Annotated in this window: 23 protein-coding genes, 2 pseudogenes and 1 riboswitch; of the genes and pseudogenes, 14 read left to right on the top strand and 11 right to left on the bottom strand. The window is 69.0% G+C overall.

Going from position 1 to position 18,870, the window contains the following annotated elements; all coding sequences use genetic code 11:
* Positions 1 to 19 precede the first annotated feature (19 nt).
* From AB0L06_RS28315 to AB0L06_RS28325, 3 genes are all read left to right on the top strand, one after another.
* Positions 20 to 427: a hypothetical protein gene (locus tag AB0L06_RS28315; protein ID WP_500234150.1), complete on the top strand. Its 408-nt coding sequence runs from the start codon at positions 20 to 22 to the stop codon at positions 425 to 427.
* A 60-nt stretch (positions 428 to 487) separates the two neighbouring features.
* Positions 488 to 919 (top strand): hypothetical protein, encoded by a 432-nt coding sequence (locus AB0L06_RS28320; RefSeq protein ID WP_500234151.1) that lies wholly within the window; start codon positions 488 to 490, stop codon positions 917 to 919.
* Positions 920 to 998: 79 nt separating this feature from the next.
* Positions 999 to 1,403: a hypothetical protein gene (locus tag AB0L06_RS28325; RefSeq protein WP_500234152.1), complete on the top strand. Its 405-nt coding sequence runs from the start codon at positions 999 to 1,001 to the stop codon at positions 1,401 to 1,403.
* On the opposite strand, the gene AB0L06_RS28330 is transcribed toward AB0L06_RS28325, so the two are convergent.
* On the bottom strand, positions 1,387 to 2,385 hold the full coding sequence (locus AB0L06_RS28330; RefSeq protein WP_500234153.1) for a zinc-dependent alcohol dehydrogenase family protein: 999 nt from the start codon (positions 2,383 to 2,385) through the stop codon (positions 1,387 to 1,389). The two genes, AB0L06_RS28325 and AB0L06_RS28330, sit on opposite strands and share 17 nt — an antisense overlap.
* A 98-nt stretch (positions 2,386 to 2,483) precedes the next feature.
* Between AB0L06_RS28330 and AB0L06_RS28335 the strand changes: the two genes are divergently transcribed.
* The 5 genes from AB0L06_RS28335 (at position 2,484) to AB0L06_RS28355 (ending at position 4,711) form a co-directional block, all read left to right on the top strand.
* On the top strand, positions 2,484 to 2,804 hold the full coding sequence (locus tag AB0L06_RS28335; RefSeq protein WP_500234154.1) for an ArsR/SmtB family transcription factor: 321 nt from the start codon (positions 2,484 to 2,486) through the stop codon (positions 2,802 to 2,804).
* Positions 2,801 to 3,382 carry a hypothetical protein gene (locus tag AB0L06_RS28340; RefSeq protein ID WP_500234155.1) on the top strand — a complete coding sequence of 194 codons (582 nt, stop codon included), beginning with the start codon at positions 2,801 to 2,803 and terminating at the stop codon, positions 3,380 to 3,382. Before AB0L06_RS28335 ends, AB0L06_RS28340 begins: the two co-directional genes overlap by 4 nt.
* A 70-nt stretch (positions 3,383 to 3,452) precedes the next feature.
* Positions 3,453 to 3,581, top strand: coding sequence for a hypothetical protein (locus AB0L06_RS28345; RefSeq protein WP_500234156.1), 129 nt, complete (start codon positions 3,453 to 3,455; stop codon positions 3,579 to 3,581).
* A gap of 97 nt (positions 3,582 to 3,678) precedes the next feature.
* The gene (locus AB0L06_RS28350) at positions 3,679 to 4,104 is read left to right on the top strand and encodes a hypothetical protein (RefSeq protein ID WP_500234157.1); all 426 of its coding nucleotides are present in this window, start codon (positions 3,679 to 3,681) and stop codon (positions 4,102 to 4,104) included.
* 178 nt (positions 4,105 to 4,282) lie between these two features.
* Positions 4,283 to 4,711 (top strand): hypothetical protein, encoded by a 429-nt coding sequence (locus AB0L06_RS28355; RefSeq protein WP_500234158.1) that lies wholly within the window; start codon positions 4,283 to 4,285, stop codon positions 4,709 to 4,711.
* Positions 4,712 to 4,737: 26 nt separating this feature from the next.
* On the opposite strand, the gene AB0L06_RS28360 is transcribed toward AB0L06_RS28355, so the two are convergent.
* The 5 genes and pseudogenes from AB0L06_RS28360 to AB0L06_RS28380 all read right to left on the bottom strand — a co-directional run bounded on the left by AB0L06_RS28360 (position 4,738) and on the right by AB0L06_RS28380 (position 6,573).
* Positions 4,738 to 5,076, bottom strand: coding sequence for a hypothetical protein (locus AB0L06_RS28360; protein WP_500234364.1), 339 nt, complete (start codon positions 5,074 to 5,076; stop codon positions 4,738 to 4,740).
* A gap of 111 nt (positions 5,077 to 5,187) precedes the next feature.
* Positions 5,188 to 5,337 (bottom strand): annotated as a pseudogene (locus tag AB0L06_RS28365) (DUF397 domain-containing protein); the annotation flags it as partial.
* Positions 5,334 to 5,525, bottom strand: a complete 192-nt coding sequence (locus AB0L06_RS28370; protein WP_500234159.1) for a DUF397 domain-containing protein — start codon at positions 5,523 to 5,525, stop codon at positions 5,334 to 5,336. The pseudogene AB0L06_RS28365 and the gene AB0L06_RS28370, both read right to left, overlap by 4 nt.
* Entirely contained in the window at positions 5,522 to 5,716 is a 195-nt protein-coding gene (locus tag AB0L06_RS28375; protein ID WP_500234160.1) for a DUF397 domain-containing protein, read from the bottom strand. Before AB0L06_RS28375 ends, AB0L06_RS28370 begins: the two co-directional genes overlap by 4 nt.
* The gene (locus tag AB0L06_RS28380; RefSeq protein ID WP_500234161.1) at positions 5,713 to 6,573 is read right to left on the bottom strand and encodes a helix-turn-helix domain-containing protein; all 861 of its coding nucleotides are present in this window, start codon (positions 6,571 to 6,573) and stop codon (positions 5,713 to 5,715) included. Before AB0L06_RS28380 ends, AB0L06_RS28375 begins: the two co-directional genes overlap by 4 nt.
* Before the next feature lie 193 nt (positions 6,574 to 6,766).
* Here AB0L06_RS28380 and AB0L06_RS28385 point away from each other — a divergent pair, with 193 nt between their 5' ends.
* From AB0L06_RS28385 to AB0L06_RS28405, 5 genes and pseudogenes are all read left to right on the top strand, one after another.
* On the top strand, positions 6,767 to 7,279 hold the full coding sequence (locus AB0L06_RS28385; RefSeq protein ID WP_500234162.1) for an ATP-binding protein: 513 nt from the start codon (positions 6,767 to 6,769) through the stop codon (positions 7,277 to 7,279).
* 70 nt (positions 7,280 to 7,349) lie between these two features.
* Entirely contained in the window at positions 7,350 to 8,714 is a 1,365-nt protein-coding gene (locus AB0L06_RS28390; RefSeq protein ID WP_500234163.1) for an AAA family ATPase, read from the top strand.
* Between the two features lie 158 nt (positions 8,715 to 8,872).
* Complete coding sequence (locus AB0L06_RS28395) at positions 8,873 to 9,439, top strand: HNH endonuclease (RefSeq protein ID WP_500234164.1); 567 nt, start codon at positions 8,873 to 8,875, stop codon at positions 9,437 to 9,439.
* A 199-nt stretch (positions 9,440 to 9,638) separates the two neighbouring features.
* A riboswitch (cobalamin riboswitch) is annotated at positions 9,639 to 9,761 on the top strand.
* A gap of 23 nt (positions 9,762 to 9,784) precedes the next feature.
* Positions 9,785 to 10,170, top strand: a pseudogene (locus AB0L06_RS28400) (cobaltochelatase subunit CobN); the annotation flags it as partial.
* A 66-nt stretch (positions 10,171 to 10,236) separates the two neighbouring features.
* A complete protein-coding gene (locus AB0L06_RS28405) occupies positions 10,237 to 10,530 on the top strand; it encodes a hypothetical protein (RefSeq protein ID WP_500234165.1) in 294 nt (97 codons plus the stop codon).
* Between the two features lie 60 nt (positions 10,531 to 10,590).
* Here the strand turns inward: AB0L06_RS28405 and AB0L06_RS28410 are convergent, their stop codons facing one another.
* The 4 genes from AB0L06_RS28410 to AB0L06_RS28425 form a co-directional block, all read right to left on the bottom strand.
* Positions 10,591 to 11,232 (bottom strand): RloB family protein, encoded by a 642-nt coding sequence (locus AB0L06_RS28410; protein WP_500234166.1) that lies wholly within the window; start codon positions 11,230 to 11,232, stop codon positions 10,591 to 10,593.
* Positions 11,150 to 12,508, bottom strand: coding sequence for an AAA family ATPase (locus tag AB0L06_RS28415; protein WP_500234167.1), 1,359 nt, complete (start codon positions 12,506 to 12,508; stop codon positions 11,150 to 11,152). Before AB0L06_RS28415 ends, AB0L06_RS28410 begins: the two co-directional genes overlap by 83 nt.
* A 103-nt stretch (positions 12,509 to 12,611) precedes the next feature.
* The gene (locus AB0L06_RS28420; protein ID WP_500234168.1) at positions 12,612 to 14,012 is read right to left on the bottom strand and encodes an amino acid permease; all 1,401 of its coding nucleotides are present in this window, start codon (positions 14,010 to 14,012) and stop codon (positions 12,612 to 12,614) included.
* Between the two features lie 222 nt (positions 14,013 to 14,234).
* Entirely contained in the window at positions 14,235 to 16,022 is a 1,788-nt protein-coding gene (locus AB0L06_RS28425) for a serine/threonine-protein kinase (RefSeq protein ID WP_500234169.1), read from the bottom strand.
* Between the two features lie 58 nt (positions 16,023 to 16,080).
* On the opposite strand from AB0L06_RS28425, the gene AB0L06_RS28430 reads away from it, so the two are divergent.
* The gene (locus tag AB0L06_RS28430) at positions 16,081 to 17,094 is read left to right on the top strand and encodes an alpha/beta hydrolase (protein ID WP_500234170.1); all 1,014 of its coding nucleotides are present in this window, start codon (positions 16,081 to 16,083) and stop codon (positions 17,092 to 17,094) included.
* Here the strand turns inward: AB0L06_RS28430 and AB0L06_RS28435 are convergent.
* Entirely contained in the window at positions 17,084 to 18,823 is a 1,740-nt protein-coding gene (locus AB0L06_RS28435; RefSeq protein WP_500234171.1) for a serine/threonine-protein kinase, read from the bottom strand. The genes AB0L06_RS28430 and AB0L06_RS28435 overlap by 11 nt on opposite strands.
* Positions 18,824 to 18,870 lie beyond the last annotated feature (47 nt).

Below are 18,870 nucleotides of genomic sequence, written 5' to 3' on the forward strand. Positions count from 1 at the left end.
CGTCCCGCAACCTGGACGCATGGCCAACGACAGCAGTCAGCGCTCCCTCGGCGTCCCGCGCACCCTGCTCACGGCGCAGGTCCTCTTCTTCCTCGTCCCGGCCCTGTTCGGCCTGGCCGTCGGCATCGCGACCCTCGCCGGCGGCACGCCCCCGGGCGCTCTCGGCCGGGCCCTCCTGGTCTACTCCCTGGCCGGAGGAGCCCTCGGCGCCGTGATGGCGGCGGCCGGAGCCCTCATCACGGCCAATCTCTCCCGCGGCGCCCTCGCCCGCCGGACGGCACTCCTCTACGAGGCCGTCGTCGCCGTGATCATCGCCCCGCTCGGCGCCGTGCTGATCCCGGTCCTGTTCGTCCCGCTCTTCGCCGCCGCGGTGACCGTGATCGCCACCCTCCGCCGCCAACACCCCAAGTACGTCCCGGCGGCTTGAGCACCCCGTTGAGTATTCGCGCGCTATGCCGCCCGGCCGTCCACGACGAGCCTTGAACCCATGACGACCAAGACCGTCCGCCGAAGCGGCGCCGCCTTCATCGCAGCCCGTGTCGTCCTCGTCCTGGAGGCCGTGCTCCTGAGCGTTCCAGCAGGGCTCCTGCTCTTCTGGGGTGTCGAAGCGGCCGGAAGCAGCGACCCGGAATCCTCCGGGTGGGTACAGTCCCTCATCGTTCCAGGCGCCGCTCTGGCGCTGTTCGTCCTGGCCGTCGTGGCCTGCGTCTGGACCCTCGCCTCACGGGAGGCCGCACCGCCCCTGGCGCTGGGCGTCCAGGTGGTGACCTTCATGATCGGCACCGCGCTGACCCCGTCCCCCCAAGAGGAGCCGCACCTCTACAGCTCCCCGTTCGTCATCTTCCCCGCGCTGTCCTCCCTGGCGGTGGTCGGCAGCGTCTTCCTGTTCCACGTCATCACGGCCGGCAGGCGGCGGTGATGCCGGGCGTACGCCTTGAGTACGCCGTTGAGTATTCGCGCGCTGTGACGCCGGGCCGTCCCAGAGGAGCATTCAGAACATGATGACCGACACCATCCGCCCAGGCGGCGCCCTCACCACGCCGGTCAGGCTCCTGCTCTTTCTACAGGCCGGGCTGCTGAGCGTCCCGACGGCGTACGTGCTGTTCTCGGGGGTCAAGGGGGCCGGGGACCAGGACGAGCTGACCTCCGAACTCTCGGTGATCGTCATCGTCGTGGGCCTCGTCCTCGGGGCGCTCGTCCTGGCCCTCGCGGCCTGCGCCTACGGGCTGCCCTCCGGGAAGGCCGCCCGGTACGGGACGCCGGCCCTCGAAGCGGTGACCCTTCTGGCCTGCGTTCCGCCGAGCCTGGCCGGTGCCGGGCAGACCGTCATGCTCGCCTTCCCGGTGACGCTCGTCCTGGCGATCGTCGCGGCCGTCCTGCTGGGGGTCAGTGGTCGACGGTGACGACGATCTTGCCGATCTGCTTGTTGGACGCCATGTGGCGGTGCGCCTCGACGATGTCCCCGAGCTCGAACGTCCGGTCCACGACCGGACGGAACGCGCCTGACCGCAGGCCCGAGTTCACGTACGCGACGGCCCGCCGCATCCGCTCCGGGTCGTAGGTCGTCTCGCGCATCGTGTAACTCCGCATGTTCACCGGAGGCATGCCCAGGTCGAAGGCCGGATACGGCGTCGGCTCGCCGCTGAGCATCCCGTACTCGAGCATCATCCCGTCCGGGGCCACGATCTTCATCAGGTCGAGGACGCCCGGACCGGCGACCGCGTCGAAGACGTACTCCGCGCCCCGTCCGCCGGTCAGCTCGCGGACGCGCTCCACCATGTCCTCGGTATCGGTCACGATCACGTGCTCCGCGCCGAGCTTGAGCAGCGCCTCCTTCTTGCCCTCGCCCCGGGTCAGCGCGATCGCGGTCGCACCCGTCCGCTTGGCGACCTGCAACGCGGCGAGCGCCACACCGCTGGACGCGGCGTTCAGCACGACCGTGTCACCCGGACGCATCCCGCCGACCTCGACCAGCCCGCCGTACGCGGTCACGTAGGGCATCCACACCGCCGCGCCGTCGACCGCGCTCACAGAGTCCGGCCTGGCCAGCACCGCGTGCGCGGGGACGATCGCGTGCTCGCCGTACACCCCGTAGTCGTTCGGGGAGAACGAGGGCATCGTGCTGACCAGGTCGCCCACCCGGATCCCGTCGACCCCGTCCCCGACGGCCTCGACGACCCCGGCCGCCTCGTAGCCGAGCTTCGCCGGGAACCGCTTCACCGGCTCGATGTACTGCCCGGAGCGGAACAGCGCCTCGGCCCGGTTGAGGCCGATCGCGTCCACGCGCATCCGGACCTCGCCCCGCCCGGGGGCGCCGACCTCGACGTCCTCCAGCCGCATGACCTCGGGGCCGCCGAGCTCGTGGAACAACACCGTCCTGGCCATCGTGGACCGTCCTTCGTTCGCTTCCGTTCAACCGGTGATCAGTGAACGCCTGAGTTCGATGAATGTCAAACTTCGATCACTGTCGTACTATGACTGGCATGGACGACCGCATCCCGCCCCACCCGTCCCTCCAGGACGTGACGCTCCAGCAGGTCCTCGAGGCCCTCGTCGACCCGGTGCGCCGCGGCATCGTCACCCGGCTGTGGGACTCGGACACCGACATCAAATGCGGCGGCTTCGACCTCACGGTCAGCAAGTCGACCGCCACCCACCACTTCAACGTCCTGCGCGAAGCGGGCCTGATCAGGCAGAACTACGTGGGCACCGCCCGCATGAACACCCTCCGCCGCGACGAGCTGGAGGAGGCCTTCCCCGGCCTCCTCGAAGCCATCGTCACCGCCGACCGCCGCGAAACGTGACGTCCCCACTCCGCGCCCGAGCCGCCGCCCGCCGCCAAGCGGCCCTGGACATCGTCCGAGACCTGGACCTCGCGTCCCGCTGGTCCTCGGTCGGCGACCACCATCTGGTCGGCTCGGTCGCCCTCGACCTGGTGGTCGAACCCGACGTCGACATGGAGACCTATACCCGGACCCCCACGGTCGACGCGGGCTGGTCCGTCCTGTCGTCCCTGGCCGTCCTCCCGGGCGTCCGCCGCGCCAAGTTCACCAACGCCCTGGACACCCCGGACCTCGGCCTCTACTTCCAGCTCCAGTACGAACGTGCGGACCGACTCTGGAAGATCGACATGTGGCTGCTCCCCACCGACCACCCGGGCCCGTGCGCCCGCGACCTGGTCACTCCCATGCTCCAGGCCCTGACCCCGGCCACCCGCGACCACATCCTCACCATCAAGGAAGCCGCCTACGCGTCCGGCGTTCCCGTCCAGGGCATCCGCGTCTACCAGGCCGTCCTGGACGCGGGCGTCACCACCTACCCCGAGTTCCAAGCCTGGGAAGCCCGAATCCCCGACACCCTCACCACCTGGCGTCCCACCTGAGTACGGCTCTCGGCCCGGATGAGTACTCCGCCCCAAGAACCGGAGCGACCGCGGCGCCGAGACTGGACGCATGAACACGCAGGCTTCCCGTCCACCCGTCTCGCTGATCGTGCCCCGTGTCCCGGTCGCCATCGTCCAACTCGTCCGCCACCTGCAAGCCACCTCCCCGCAGCAACCGAGCCCGCCACCCGCCGCCTGAAACTCCCCGACACCTCTCCCCACCTGGGGTCTCAACTGAACAGGACAGGTTGAGCGACTTCGCCCCCTGAAGCGGCGACGACGTTCATCCTGGACGCATGATTTCGCAGCTCTCCCGAACGGCCGGCTCGCTGACCGCACCTCGCGCGCTGCTCGGAGTCCAAGCCGCGACCCTGGCGCTGCTGGGGGTTCCCACACTGGTCCTGGGGTTCTCCGCCGTCAAAGGATCCGCCCCGGAATTCGCGGCGCTGGTCAAGCTCAGCCTCGAAGTGGGCGTCATCCTCACGCTCACCGCCCTGACAGGCGCCGCCCTGGCCGTCGCTCTCCCGCGCGCCCGCAGGTTGCCGCACTTCGCGATCGCCTACGAACTCGCCCTTGCGCTGGTCGCCGTCCTCCTCACCCTGGCCGGCTTCGTGATCGCGGTGCTGAGCTTCCTCCTGCCCGTCCTGGCCCTGGCTGCGATCATCACCGTCCAACTGTTCCGCCACCTGCGAGCCGCCCGACCCCCACTGCCCCAGCCCTGAACAGCAGGACAACGCGATCCCGACGCCCACGCTCGTCCAGCCCCTCCCGGGACCACGCCACCCACCACGGACACGGACGCGCTCGCCGAACGGCTGACATCCTGGGGATGTGGCTGGGACCCGACGCCCCGAGTGGACCGACGACTGCTGCGTGATCTGTCCAGCGCAGAAGCTCGCCTTGAGCGAGTTCGACGTCGTCGGCAAGCCCGGTGCCCGCTACAACTTCGATCGCGAACGCGGCTACCGCGTCGACACTGCTACCGGCCACCCGGTGTGCGTGCACCCCTTCCGGGTCGGCTTGGAACCCGCGCCCTACGCGTCTGCAGCAGACGGCAGGCCCGACCCGGCGGATCCGCTGGACCCCGCCCAAGCGACCCGTCCGCCCAGCGCACCGCGCGATGTCTTCTTCCCTGCCCCGGAACAACTTGAGCTACCGGAGTCGGTCGACGACCTGGAGGGCTGGCTCGTGGCAATGCTGCGCACAGCCCCAGACGACGCAATGGCCTCCGCCTTGGACCAGGCAGAAACCATCGCCGCTCACCGATTCACCACCGAGCAGATCGTCGAAGCCCTCCGACGAGCACTCGCCACCGAGCCACACCGATAACCCACCAAAGCCGACCTGCCCAGCCCCTAGCGCCGACCTGCCGAGCCGAGCGCACTCACGCGGGCAGCCTCAATTTCGGCGGCCAGCGCAGCCATGTCCCGCACGTGCGTGTAGTACCTGGCCGCATACTCGTCGTCGATCGCCGGAAGGACGACCTCGAACACGTCCATCAACCGCGTCAGACCCACGCGGCGCATTTCGTCAAGCGGACCTTTGACGACGCTGTCGGCATAGCCGTGGGCATCCGCGTCGAGCATCACCATGTCCTGATCCTCGACGTCCAAGCCGCGAAACCCGGGCGGGAACGGCATGGCCCTGTGCTCGATCACCATCCGTGTGAGGGCGTCGACCTTCTCTTCGGACATACGGAAAGTCTGCCAGGAGCTCCCCGGCTTCGAAGGTCCAGTTCGCAGCCCCCGCCCCGCCGCCCCAACGCGGTCGCAGCACTGGCTGAGCATTGTGCGGAGCGAGGACCAATCATCCTGGTTGAGCGTCAGGACCGGCTCGTTGGGGGCCGTGGAATCACGAATGGCCATGGACGTGCTGGTCAGGCGCGTCACCTCGACGCAGTTGAATTCCTCGTCGCTGTGAGACGACTTGCGCCAAGCCTCTGGCTGACCAGTCATGGCATGTGTTCGCTGAGCGCTGCGCGAAGAGCACGCCACCCCCGCCGGTCGAGCAGGAGCACCGTGCCATCCGGGAGCTTGGAGTCGCGGACCGCGAGCGCCTCTGCGCTGATACCCGCCACCTCGACGCAGTTGACCTCTTCATCGCTGGAGGACGACTTGCGCCACTCCAGCTGCGGCGCGCTCATGCTGTGGAGCCCAAACCGAGTGCTGTGCGGAGCGAGGACCAGTCATCCCGGTCAAGGGTCAGGACCGGCTCGTTGGGGGCTTTGGAGTCGCGGATGGCCATCGTTGTGCTGGTCAGGCGTGCCATCTCGACGCAGTTGTACTGCTCGCCGCTGTGGCTGGACTTTCTCCAGGTGAGACTGCCGTGGCTCATGCTGGCTCCTGTCTCCCGTGGTCCGCGATGATCGAGTCCAGGTACTCGATCGAACGATCGGGGGTGAGGGAAGTCGCCCTCAGCGTATCCACGCACGCCCGGAATTCATCTACCTCGGCGCTGGAATCCACGAAACTCAGAGTGTTCTTGCCCTCCTGATGGATGAGGGGCCTGGCGCGTTCGAACTCCAGGATGGTGAAAGGCCCGCTCAGTGCGGCGTGAGCCCCGACGTGAAACGGAATGATCCGCACGGTGATGTTGGGCTTGGCGGCGCTCTGCCTGATGTGACGAACCTGCTCGGCCATGACGCGTGGTCCTCCCACAGGACGCCGCAGGCTCGCCTCATCGACGAACGCCAGGAGCTTGGGCGGCGCCGGACGGCTGAGAATGGCTTGGCGCCCGAGGCGCGTGGCCACACGCATCTCGGCTTCCAGGGAAGGGACATCGCACGCCTGCATGATGGCGCGCACGTACTCCGCGGTTTGCAGCAGGCCGGGGATGAGGGTCGTCTCCACGTCCGTCATGCGGATCGCTTGCGTCTCGAAGCCGATCAGGGCCTTGAGTGGGGCCGGGTAGATGTTGTCGCCGACCTCCCACCAGCCGGGCAGCTCCGCGTCTCGGGCGAGGGCGAGGAGCCTCTCCCGCTCGGAGCCGGTCACGCCATACGCCCCGAGGATCGACGCGACTTCCTCGGGATTGGTGGCGCGGAGCCCGTTCTCGGTGCGGTTCAACATCGCCGCCGTCCAGCCGACGCGAGCTGCGGCCGCCCGCGTACTGAGCCCTGATCGGTCCCGGAGTTCTCGAAGCTCGGCGCCCAGTGTGCGTCCACGGGCCGTGGTTGCCTTTTTGCTGGTCAAGGACCCCTCCTGAGCGCGATGCCGACCGGTGAAGCGTGCTCTGAGCTGCCGAGGTGGCGTTACGTATCACGCAACTTGTTGCGCCTCATCCGCCACGAGGAGAAGCTCTTAGTGACAAAGCTAGTACTCAACGTGATCGTCTGGACGTTTTCTCCGGATCTCCGATCACGAGGACGCGACTTGGGAGGTGGCCATGCTGTGGAGAACGGTGGCGGCGCGGTTGGTGGTGGAGCCGGGGATCGCGACGTTCGGGGTGGGGCCCTGGACGGCTCGGGTGTGGCGGCTGCATCCGGCGCGGGCCGAGCGGCGGGCGCGGGAGATCGTTCGTGACCTGCTCGTCCGCGCCGGTGTCCCGGAGGACGGCGTCAACGACCTCGAACTCGTCGCCGCCGAACTCGCCGCCAACGGCGTCCAGCACGCCGAGCCGCCGCTCGAACTGCGCGTCCTGTTCGCGGGCTCGTCGCGCCGTCCCGTCTGGTGCGAGATCGCGGACGCCGACCCGTTCCTCGGCCGCGTCCCCGACCTTCTGCGCCCGCCGCCCGTCCTCGATGACGACGACCTGGACGCCCTCATCGACAGCCTGAGCACGAACGGCCGCGGCCTCTCGATGGTCCACACCCTCACGTCAGGCCGCTGCGCCGCCTACCCCACCACCACCCTCTCCCGCCCCGGCATAGGCAAGGCCATCGGCTTCTCCCTCCTCTGATCCCCGCCTGGTGGCACGCCACCTTCTAGAGTGGCGACGCAGGAAGCTCACTCAGAGGCTCGGAGGCCAGATGTACGTCACCCGGCTGAAGGTGTCCGGCGTACGCGGCTTCGATGGCCCTCGCGCCGTGGACATCGAACTGCCGAAGCGGCCCGATGGCTCGTACGCGGGGTGGACGGTTCTCGCTGGACGGAACGGCTCGGGCAAGACCACCCTTCTCCAGGCAGCCATCGTGGCTCTGTGTGGTCCTTACCGCATGAGCGAGCTGACAGTCCCGGAAATGTGGCTTCCGAATTCTTCAGAGATGCAGTCCGCCGAGATCAGGGCCGGGTTTGCTGGGCCGGATCGGTGTGCGTCGAAGTGGCCGAGGCAGGGCGAACTCGGTATCGACTGGAGGTACATCAAGCGCGGGTCAGGTGCAGGTCAGGGGGGTCCGGCGAAGGTGGTGCCCTCGTGGGATGCTGCCTCACTGCCCCGTAATTCAGATGGCGCGGTGGATGTAACTCCAGATGGTGGGCCCTGGGATTCGCAGATGAACGAATGGGTCATTCTGGGATATGGCCCGTTCCGTCGTCATTCGACGGCAGAGATCAGTGTGATCGCGCAAGAACGTCCGCTTCGGACGAGCGGGTGGCAGACGCTTTTCGATGAAGACGCCACTCTTGTGGAAGGTGTCAGCTGGCTTGTTGGACAGCGTCTGCGCAGTCTTGAAGGCAAGCCGGGAGCCTCAGAACTGGTTGATGTTGTTCTTCGGTTGCTCGGAGACGGGCTGCTGCCAGATGGGTTTCGCGTCGCGCGAGTCGACTCCGAAGGGCTTTGGGTCCGGAGAGGCGACGGTTCTGAGGCGCCGCTGCGGCGGATGAGTGATGGGTATCGGACGGTCGGGGCGCTCGTCGTGGACATCGTTCGGCGGATGCACGCCTCGTTCGGGACGCTCGAGATCGAGGAGCGGGACGGCGTTCCGACGCTGCCGTACCCCGGTGTCGTCCTCATCGACGAGGTGGACGCGCATCTGCATGTGAGCTGGCAGAAGAAGATCGGCGGCTGGCTCAAGACCCACTTTCCGAAGATCCAGTTCATCGTCACCACGCACAGCCCCTACATCTGCCAGAGCGCCGATCCGGGCGGGCTCATCCGGCTTCCCGGGCCGGACGAGCAGGAGCCGCCCCGGGTGGTGGACGAAGACCTTTACCACCGCGTCGTTTACGGCAGTGGAGACGACGCGGTTCTGTCAGAGTTGTTCGGCGTTGAAACCCCCTACTCCGCCGAGGCCGAGCGGCTGCGCCGCAGGCTCGGTGACCTGGAGGCCAGAGTGCTCGACGGGCAGGCCACCGAAGCCGAGGTCGAGGAGTTCCGCGCGCTGCGCGAGATCCTCACGAGTTCGCTGATGGCGAGAGTGGACGAGGTGTCCGCGCGGCTCGGCCATGAACGGTGATCCCACTCGTCCGGCCTGACCTCCCGCCGGACCTGGTCCGGGACCTGGAACAACGCACACATCAGCTGACCGCTGAGAGGTCCGATGGCGTCGTCGCCCGGACGAAGTGGCGCGGGGCGCGTTCGACTCGAACGTCCCTCCTCAGCCAGCTGACCTTGATGGCCGCCGGGCTCGGTCAGTGCATGTACTGCGGGGAAAGCAGAGGCACGAGCGTCGACCATTTCGAGCCGATCACACGTGCCCCGCAGCGCGCATTCGACTGGCTCAACCATCTGCTCGCCTGCTCACACTGCAACAGCAATGAGAAGCGTGAGCAGTACCCCTGCGACGCGTCCGGTTGTTGCCTGCTGGTCGACCCGAGCCAGCAGGACCCGCGTGACCACCTCTGGTTAAGGCTGACCACCGGCTGCTATGAGCCGCGCAGCGTGACCGGAGCGGAGACCATCAAGGTCTTCGGATTGAACCGCGAGTTGCTGCCCCGTGGGCGACTGGCCGCTTTCCACGTTCGCCGGGCCGTTCTTCGAGATGCTCTGGCCCGATGCGCGGCGGATGAGCAGGAGGAGATGGCGGTCTGCCTTCGGGCTCTCGCTGAGCAGCCGTTCGCGGACGTTCTGTATGCGATGGTCGATGCCGCCGAACGCCCCGGGGCTGTGGAAGTGCTGGGACGGGACGTCGTCGAGATGCTCAAGCGGCCGGAGGTTCTGCGGTTGGTGTGGCCGCACTGACCTCGGGCGGGGGTTCGAATGTGGGCCCCGACCATGCGAAACGCCCGCCCTCGGCTAGGTGAGGGACGGGCGTTCCGGCCGGTCGAGCTTCCCCACTCGCCGACACTCGGAAGGGTACGCCTTGTGTGGCGCGGGGGCCACCGGAATCGCGGGGGTGAGGACGAGGCGGGGGCCGTGGACTGGCGCGGTGACGGCGGGCGAGGAATCCGGCGTGAGTCCGGAGCTGCCCCGCAACTGTCACCGGCGAGTCCTCCCTCATGCCGGCCACGGCGGTTTCGCTGGAAGGCCGCGGCGGGGCGCCGATCTGGGAGCCAGGAGACTCCGCGCCGTTGCGGCCCTTCATCCGACGGGGCGCGGATCCGTACCCTCGCTGAGGAGACCCACCGCGCCCGCGTCGTCAAGCCCCGCTGGATCGCCGTCATGCGCCGCCACGGCTACAAGGGCGCCTTCGAACTCGCCGCCACCGTCGGCTATCTCTTCGACTACGACGCCGCCGCCGGCGCCGTCGACGACTGGATGTACAGGACTCTCGCCAAGGAATACGTCTTCGACCCGGAGAACCGCGCCTTCATGGAGGTCCAAGCCCTTGGCCCTCCGCAGCGCCACCGAACGCCTCCTCGAAGCCGCGGACCGCAGCCCTCTGGTCCGCCCCCGAAACCCTTGACCGCCTCCGCCGGACCTACCTCGACCTGGAAGGCACCCTCGAAGGGCCTCCAGAAGACACCGAATAATTCCTCTAGGCGGAAAGCGGGTCGTTCCGATACCGTTGCTCCACTTTTCGGAACGATCCCCCCCCCTTGGAAGACTCTGTGAATCTCGACTTCAGTGCCGAGCCCGCGTTCTCCTCGTACGTGCTGCTGATGGCGATCAGCGGCATCGCCATGCTGGTCGCGGCGGCGACCGGCCTCGGTTCGACCCCCCGGGACCGCCTTCTCTACGCCGTGGTCGGCCTCGGCATGTCCGGCTACGCCTTCTACCTGCTCTTCATCTTCTCCGGCGGCACGTACCACATGTTCTTCTTCGTGTTCCTGCTGCCGATCGTGTTGCTCTTCCGGGCCATCGGCGCCTTCTTCCGCCGCCGCAGATCCTGAGACCCCGGCCCCATGAACGAACGGCCCGCGTCCACTCGGAAACGGGCCGTTCCGCTTCCCTCAAGCCTTCCGGCCCTCTCCGCGGATGGCCTCCACGGCGAGCCATACGTTGGACGAGGGATTCTGGCCTTGTCGACAGGGCTCGTCATGTTCCGGATCGCAGCACAGGGCACGTTTCTTAGCCTTCTCGTAGGCGTCCTTGAACGGGAAGGCGTCGGGGATGGCTTTCTTCTTGCTGTATCCGGGGATGCGGCTGTTGAGTTTCTTGGGCAGGTCGAAGCGGTTCGTCTGGGACGTGAAGTCCTGGTAGTGCCAGAGCAGCCAGATCTCGAAGCATGGGTTCGAGACGATGAGGTTCACGCCGTTTCGCCTCGCGAGGAGGAGTGCCTCGTTCAGCGTGGTGTGGTCGTCCACGTCGACCACACACCAGACGTGATCGATCTTCAGGAACGAGTCGCGCTCGTTGCGCGCGGCCTTCTCGGAGTTCTTCCGCAGCCGGATGGCGTGGTTCACGGTCTTGAGCGGGTCGCGTCCCTTGCCGATGCATTCGACCTTCACCGTCGGCGCGCGGTAGAGCTGGGTGATGCCCTCGAAGTACTCGACCTCGGTGACCTCGCCCTCACAGACGATGAGCAGTCGATTCTTCGTCCGTTTGGTGTTCGTCCTGCGAGTGAGGGACTGGGGGGTGCGTCCTCGGCTCATCCGACTCCGCGTGAAGTTCCTGGAAGATCCGGCGGATCTCCGCGTAACTCAGGTAGGGGACAGCACCATAGCGGCCTTGGAGGTAGCCGCGTTCGACGTTCTCGTCCTTGCGTGGCTTGAATTCCGCGAGCGCGTAGAGGGACGTCGCTCCGCTCTCGCTCTTCTCGGTGAACCAGACCTCGTCCCGATCGAGGATCTTGTCGTCCAGCAGGGTGCCCAGGAGTGTGGTGTCGTGGGACGCGAAGAGTAGCTGGGACCCGTGCCTGTTGATCTCAGGATCCTTGAACATGCGGATCACGGTCGAGGTGAGGTGGGGATGCAGGCTCGCGTCCACCTCGTCCACCATGAGGACGCTCGGCTCCCTCATGGTGGCGAGGAGATAGCTGATGAGTGTCAGCCACTCCACGGTTCCGTCGCTCTCCTCGTCCAGGCTGAAGTGGACCTCCGGGGCGCTGGAATGAGCGAGGAAGATCTCATCGATATGGGTTGGGGGAGACCCGAGTTTGAGGTCGACCAATTCCTCGCCGAAACGGGCCATGGCCCGCTGGAGGTTGGCGGAGACTTCGGTCTCTTCGATGTGGACGCTTTCGATGCCGAGGTCGGCGACCCTGAGGAGCTTGGCCAGAAGCTGGGGCGTCTGCTCGAGCTTGAGGAACTTCTTGGTGACCAGGAGGCGGGATTCTCGGTCGCTCTGACGGGCTACCTGGATGCTCTTGGTCAAGGCTTCGTAGAGCGTGCCCAGGAGCGGATGGCTGTTACTCGCAGCGGATGACAGATAGAGGGCATTGGGACGGGTGAGTCTGCTGATCTGGCTGGTCGGGCCGGTCAGCGCGCGTCCGAACTCGTAGTCCTCTGGGCCGGTCCGCTCGAAGAGGCGCCGCGCTTTGCCATGGGGAAAGGAGAACAGCCACTCCGAGCGCACGGTCTTGTCGTCGACCTCGAAACCGTAGGTGTACCGGATGCCGCCCTCAACGAAGTCGAGTTCGTAGAGCGAGGGCTCTCCTGTGAGCGGTTTGAACGGTCTGAGGGGGATTCCGCCGGTCGGTGACCAGTGCGTCTGCGAGATGCGGATGCAGCCGACCATGTAGCGGAGCGCGTCCAGGACGTTGGACTTGCCGGAGGCGTTGGCGCCGTAGATGCCCGTCACGCGGGTCGTGGGAGGGATCTCGGTGGCGCGCGGCTTCGGCTCGCCGCGCTTCGGGACGGCGACGAACGACAGCGTCTGCTCGTCCCGGATCGACTTGTGGTTGGCGACCCGGAAGCGCAGCAACCTCATGATTTCCCTCGACCTGTTCGTGTGCTGACTGCAGTCAGCCAGCACTCTACGACGAAAGTTCCCGCTGTCGAGGGTTTGTATGCGCTCTGTGGACGAAGTTGGGTCAGGAGGAGCGGGTGAGGGGTGGGGTGGTGACCGGGGGGCGGGAGCCGTAGCGGCGGCGGAGGGGGTAGATCGCGGCGACGGCGGCGAGGCTGATGAGGGAGGCGATGAGCTGGGAGCGGACCTCGTGCATGACGGCCATCGAGATCAGGACGGTGACGAGGGCCAGGATGCAGAGCAGGGGGAGGTAGGGGTAGAACCACATGCGGTAGGTGAGGCTGGCCGGGTCCTCGCGTTCGAGGCGGCGGCGCAGGCGGAGCTCGGAGAGCAGGATCGCCAGGTAGACGAAGGCCAGGATCGTGCCGATGGAGTTCATCAGGAACTTGAAGACCTGGTCGGGGGAGATGTAGGACGCGATGACCGCGCCCCACGCGGCGACGGTGCCGAGCAGGATCGCGCGGACCGGGACGCCGCGGGTGTTGAGCCTGGTCAGGGCGGCCGGGGCGTCGCCGTCGCGGGTGAGGACGTAGAGCATCCGGGACGAGACGTAGATCGCCGAGTTCAGCACCGACAGGACGGCGGTGAGGATGACGGCCTGCATGATCGTCCCGGCGGCGGGGACGTCCAGCCGGTCCAGGGCGCTGACGAACGGGCTCGTCAGCACCTGGGCGTTGTTCCACGGCAGGATCGAGACCACGAGGAAGATCGAGAGCACGTAGAACAGGGCGACGCGCCACAGCACGTTGCCGGTGGCGCGGGCGACGGCGCGTCCCGGCTCGGCGGACTCGGCGGCGGCGATCGTGACGATCTCGGTGCCGCCGAACGCGAACATGACCGCGACGATCCCGGTGAACACCGAGGTCACGCCGTTCGGCGCGAAGCCGCCGTGCGCGGTCAGGTTGTGCAGGCCGCCGGGGGAGTCCGGCCACAGCCCGAGGACGTACAGGACGCCCAGGACGAGGAAGACCACGATCGCCGCGACCTTGATCGAGGCGAACCAGAACTCGAACTCGCCGAACGACCGCACCGAGACCAGGTTCACGCAGGTCATCAGGATCAGCAGCGCGGCGGCGAGCAGCCACTGCGGCAGGTCGACCCAGGACGCCAGGATCGCCGCGCCCGCGACGGCCTCCGCGCCGACCAGGATCACGTACAGGTACCAGTAGAGCCAGCCGATGGTGAAGCCCGCCCAGGGGCCGAGCGCCATCCGGGCGTACTCGGCGAGCGAGCCCGCGACCGGACGCGCCACGACCATCTCGCCGAGCGCGCGCAGCACGAACAGCACCAGCAGCCCGGCCGCGGCGTAGGACAGGATCGCCGCCGGCCCGGCCGTCTTGATCACCTGGCCGCTGCCCACGAACAGGCCCGCGCCGACCGCCCCGCCGATGGCGAGCATGGTCATGTGGCGGCGGCGCAGCCCGGTGCGCAGCTCACCCGGACGGTCTGGGCTCTTTTCGGACATGCCTGAAATGATCCTGTCGCATGGGCAAAATGGACTCGATCACTCTAGGTGACGGCGTGCCGCGATGTGTACCGAGTTCCAGATGCTGGGATGCCTTGACCTGCGACGCGGCGGGGCGAGGCCGTTCGGGCCCGTCCGGGTCCGTCCGAGGGGACGTTTAGGAGCTGTCCGAGGGGCGTCCGAGAGTGCTGAGCGGCTGCGGCGGAGAGCCATGCGCCGAGGTCAGCGGGTGCGGTTCAGGGTGAAATCGGTGAACCAGGCCTCGGCGGGGTCGTCGTCGCCCGGGACGTCGTCCAGCGACTCGATGAACAGGCTGGTCCGGCCCTTGGCGAACGGGGCGGTCTCGTCGTCGGCGTCGAGGGCGTATTCGCCGTCGAGCCAGGCGCGGACGCTCGTCCGCTCCGGAGTGACGTGCACCTCGGCCTGGACGCGGACGTAGTTCGTCGTCGGCTTGTAGGTCCCGGCGGGCACGGTGTCCAGGACTTTCACATTGCCGTTGGCGGTCTCCTTGACCAGCCGGGCCGAGCCGTCCGAGCGCAGCATGACGGCGTAGTCCCGGTCGTCCGTGCCGAGGAGCAGGAGACCCGCCCCCCAGAGTGTTCCGCTGGGCACGCGGTCCAGCCGCACCCGTGCCTGGGCCACGAAATGGGACGCGGAGACCTCTCCTGGGGCGGTGCAGTAAACAGCGCTCTCCTTGTCGCCCTCGATCTTGAGGCGCCCGTTGCCGTAGACGCCGCACTCGACGTCCCAGCCGGTGGCCGGGTCGTTCAGTGACCCGTCGGGGACGAGGGCCGCGCCGAGCTTCGGCACCGACATCTCCGGATCCGGCGAATCGCTCAGCAACCGCCAGCCCGCCGCGCTCCCCAAACCCAGCAACAGCGCCGCCACGAGAGCGCCCGCGGCGAACCGCCTTCCCCGGCGCGGGTCTCTCCCCGCCTTGCCCCGCCCGGCCCCCGCCTCGCCCTGTCTGGCGGACGTCTCCTCCTGATCGGCGGACGCCACGGGCGGCGACTTCCGCGTCCTGGCGAGCGACTCAGCGACGGGCGAAGGCGCGGAGGCCGCCGTCACCGGCGGTGAGGCCGCCACCGGCGGTTCCGGCGCGACGACCGTTCTGGCCGCGGGCGCGGTGGCTGTTCTGGACGTGGGCGCGATGGCTGTCTCGGGCGCGGGCGCGGCCGTCGGGGTGGGGTCCTCCCAGGTGGGCGGGGCGCTGATCAGGGTGGCGAGGAGGTCGGGGACGGCCGGACGGCGTTCCGGGTCCTTGTCGAGGGCGGCCTCGACCAGGGGATGGAGAGTGGAGTCCAGGCCGTCCAGGACCGGGGGCTCGTGGACGACGCGGTACAGGGTCTCGGGGATGTTGGCCCCGGCGAACGGGGGACGGCCCGTCGCGGCGTACGCCACCACGCAGCCCCAGGCGAAGACGTCGGCGGCCGGGGTGAGCGGGCCGTCGCGCATCAGCTCGGGGGCGATGTAGGCGGGGGTGCCGAGGAACTGGCCGGTGACGGTCGGGCCGTCCGCGGCCGTGAGAGGGCGCGCGATGCCGAAGTCGATCACGCGCGGGCCGGTGGCGGAGAGCAGGACGTTGGACGGTTTCAGGTCGCGGTGCACGATCCCGGCCGCGTGGATCGCGGAGAGCGCGGTGGCGACGCCGACCGCGAGGCCCTCCAGGTCGCCGCCGCGCAGCGGGCCGCGGTCCCGGACGGCGGCCGCGAGCGTCGGGCCGTCCACGAACTCGGTGACCACGTAGAGCGGGTCGTGCTCCAGTTCGGCGTCCAGCACGGGCGCGGTGCAGAACCGGCTGACCCGGCGGGCGGCGGTGACCTCGCGCCGGAACCGGGTCCGGAACACCTCGTCCTCGGCCAGCCCGGGGTTGACGACCTTGACCGCGACGTGCCGTCCGGACGCGTCCTCGCCGAGTAGGACGGTGCCCATCCCGCCCTGCCCCAGCCTCGCGGTCAACCGGTAGGGGCCGAGCCGCCCGGGGTCACCGGCGCGCAGCGGAAGAGGCATGTCCCGGACATTAGTGGATCATGTGGGAGCCGGTGATCGCCGGTCGTACCCTGGTCCCATGAACGCGACCGCGGACGTGCTGGGACCGGGCTACGAGGCCATCGAGCTGCCCCTCGGCGAGGACGCCGAGGGCGAGGTCGTCGCGACGCTGGTGCGGCGGCGCGGCGAGGAGCCGTCGCGGCGGGCCGTCCTCTACCTGCACGGGTTCGTGGACTACTTCTTCCAGCGCCACCTCGCCGACTTCTACGTGGCGCACGGTTACGACTTCTACGCGCTTGACCTGCGCAAATACGGACGGTCGCTGCGTCCGCACCAGACGCCGAACTTCATCCGCAGCCTCAGCGAGTACTTCCCGGAGATCGACGAGGCGGTCCGGATCGTCCGGGAGGTGGACGGTCACGACTCGCTGCTGCTGAACGGGCACTCCACCGGCGGGCTGATCGCCGCGCTGTGGGCCGACCGGGTGCGCGGACGCGGGCTGGTCGACGGCCTGTTCCTGAACAGCCCCTGGTTCGACATCGCCGAGCCGTGGCCGATGCGGAAGGCGGGTGCGGGCCTGGCCCGGCTCCTCGGCGGACGGTTCCCGACCGCCAAACTGCCCGCCGGGGTGTCCGACCTGTACCCGCGCACCCTGCACCGCGACCACGGCGGCGAATGGGACTTCGACCTCGGCTGGAAGCCGCTGCTCGGCTTCCCGGTCCGGGCGGCCTGGCTGGACGCGATCCGGCGCGGCCAGCTCAAGCTGCACAAGGGCCTCGCGATCGACGTGCCGGTGCTGGTGATGGCGTCGGAGCGCAGCGTCCGGCCGAAGCCCGGCGTCCCCGACCTGACCAGCGCGGACGCCGTCCTGGACGTCGAGCACATGGCCCGCTACGCGCCCCGGCTCGGGCCGGTCGTGACGCTCGTCCGGATCGACGGCGGCCTGCACGACCTGGTGCTGTCGCCCAAGCCCGTCCGCGACAGGGTGTTCGGCGAGCTGGGCCGCTGGATGCGCGGCTACCTCCCAGGCGACCGCCTCCCGGGCGACCGCCTCCAGGAGGACGGCCTGCCGGGCGATGCCGTCAGCCCTTGATCTCCGAGATGTCGAAGTCGTCGAAGTTGCCGAAGACCTTCACCGACTCGTTCCCGCCCGCCGCCACCAGCACCCCGGCCCCGCCGTTGGCCAGCGGACGGTCGGCGTCGGTGGTGTCGGCGGCCTGAGAGCCGTTCACCCACAGCCGCAGCCTGACCTTCTTCCCCTGGTCCTGCTGCTCGCACGCGGCCTGGACCTTGTTCTTCCCGCTCGTCTTGAACCCGGAGACCGAGCCGGCCGTGGCGAGCTCCTTCGTGCCGAGCTCGCCGCCGACCTTGCGGACGACCAGGCCCTTGCCGTCCTTGCGGAGCAGGAACGCGTAATAGGCGTCCTTGGCGTCGTCGTTGTCGTCGTGCAGGCGGCAGAACACCCCGGCGGACCCGTCGTCCGGGCCCGCGTCGAACCCCAGCATCGTCGTGACCAGCGCGCGTTCGGGCATGTCGCCGTTCTTGGGCGCGACGCGCCAGCGCAGGGTCGAGTTGTCGGTGCTGACCCAGTAGAAGCCCTTGGCGTAGCCGTACGATCCGCTCATGCCGTCCCAGCCCGACCGGTCGTTGGAGAAGTCGTCGCTGAACACGCTCGCGGTCTTGGACGGCGGGCCGTCCGGGGAGAGCAGCGTCCACGCGCCGATCCCGGCGGCCAGCAGGACGGCGACCGCGGCGGCGCCGATGACCAGCGGCCTGTTGCTCCGGGAAGGCGACGGGGACGGCGGAACGGCGTCGCGGCGGGTCGGCTCCGGCCCGAGCAACGCGGTGGGCGCGACCGCCGCCGGCTGCCCCGGACCGCCCGGCATGGCCGGAGCACCGGCGCTGCCGGGCCCGCCGAGGCCGCCGGGGAACGGGTCGGACGCGGTGTGCCAGGACGCCTGGACGGTCTCGGCGATGCGCGCCGGATCCGGCTGGGCGCTGCCGACCAGGCGGGCCAGCAGTTCCTGGACGGTCGGACGGTTCCGCGGGTCCTTGTCGAGCGCGGCGGCGACGACGTCGCGCAGGTCCGCGTCCAGGCCGTCCAGCGCGGGCGGCTCGTGCACGACGCGGTAGAGGATCTCCGGGACGGTGCCGCCCGAGAACGGCGCGCTGCCCGTCCCGGCGTAGGCGACCACGCAGCCCCAGGAGAACACGTCGGACGCGGGCGTGACCGGCTCGCCGCGCAGCAGCTCCGGCGGCAGGTAGCTGGGCGTCCCGACGAACTGGCCGGTGCGGGTCGGGCCGTCGGCGGCGTCCAGCGCCCGCGCGATCCCGAAGTCGATCACGCGCGGGCCGGTGCCGGACAGCAGCACGTTCGCGGGCTTGAGGTCGCGGTGCACGATGCCCGCGCCGTGGATCGCGGCGAGCGCGGTGGCGACGCCGACCGCGAGGCCCTCCAGGTCGGAGCCGGGCAGCGGGCCGCGGCCCGCCACGGCGCGCTCCAGGCTCGGCCCCTCGATGTACTCGGTGACCACGTACAGCGGGTCGTGCTCGAGCTCGGCGTCCAGCACGGGCGCGGTGCAGAACCGGCGGACCTGCCGGGCCGCGGTCACCTCGCGCCGGAACCGGTCCCGGAACGGGCCCTCGCTGGCCAGCTCCCGGTTGATCACCTTGACCGCGACCCGCCGTCCGGACGCGTCCTCGCCGAGGAACACCGTTCCCATCCCGCCCCGTCCGAGCCGTCCGAGCAGCCGGTAGGGCCCGAGGTCCCGGGGGTCCTCCGGGCCGAGGGGCGGGATGTTCGCGGCGGCTTCGGGGGTCATCTCAGATCCTGAGGTCGGGAGGCGAGGGGCGGCTACGAGGTTCGGCG

The sequence above is a fragment of the Spirillospora sp. NPDC052269 genome (assembly GCF_040679435.1).
Lineage (GTDB): Bacteria > Actinomycetota > Actinomycetes > Streptosporangiales > Streptosporangiaceae > Spirillospora.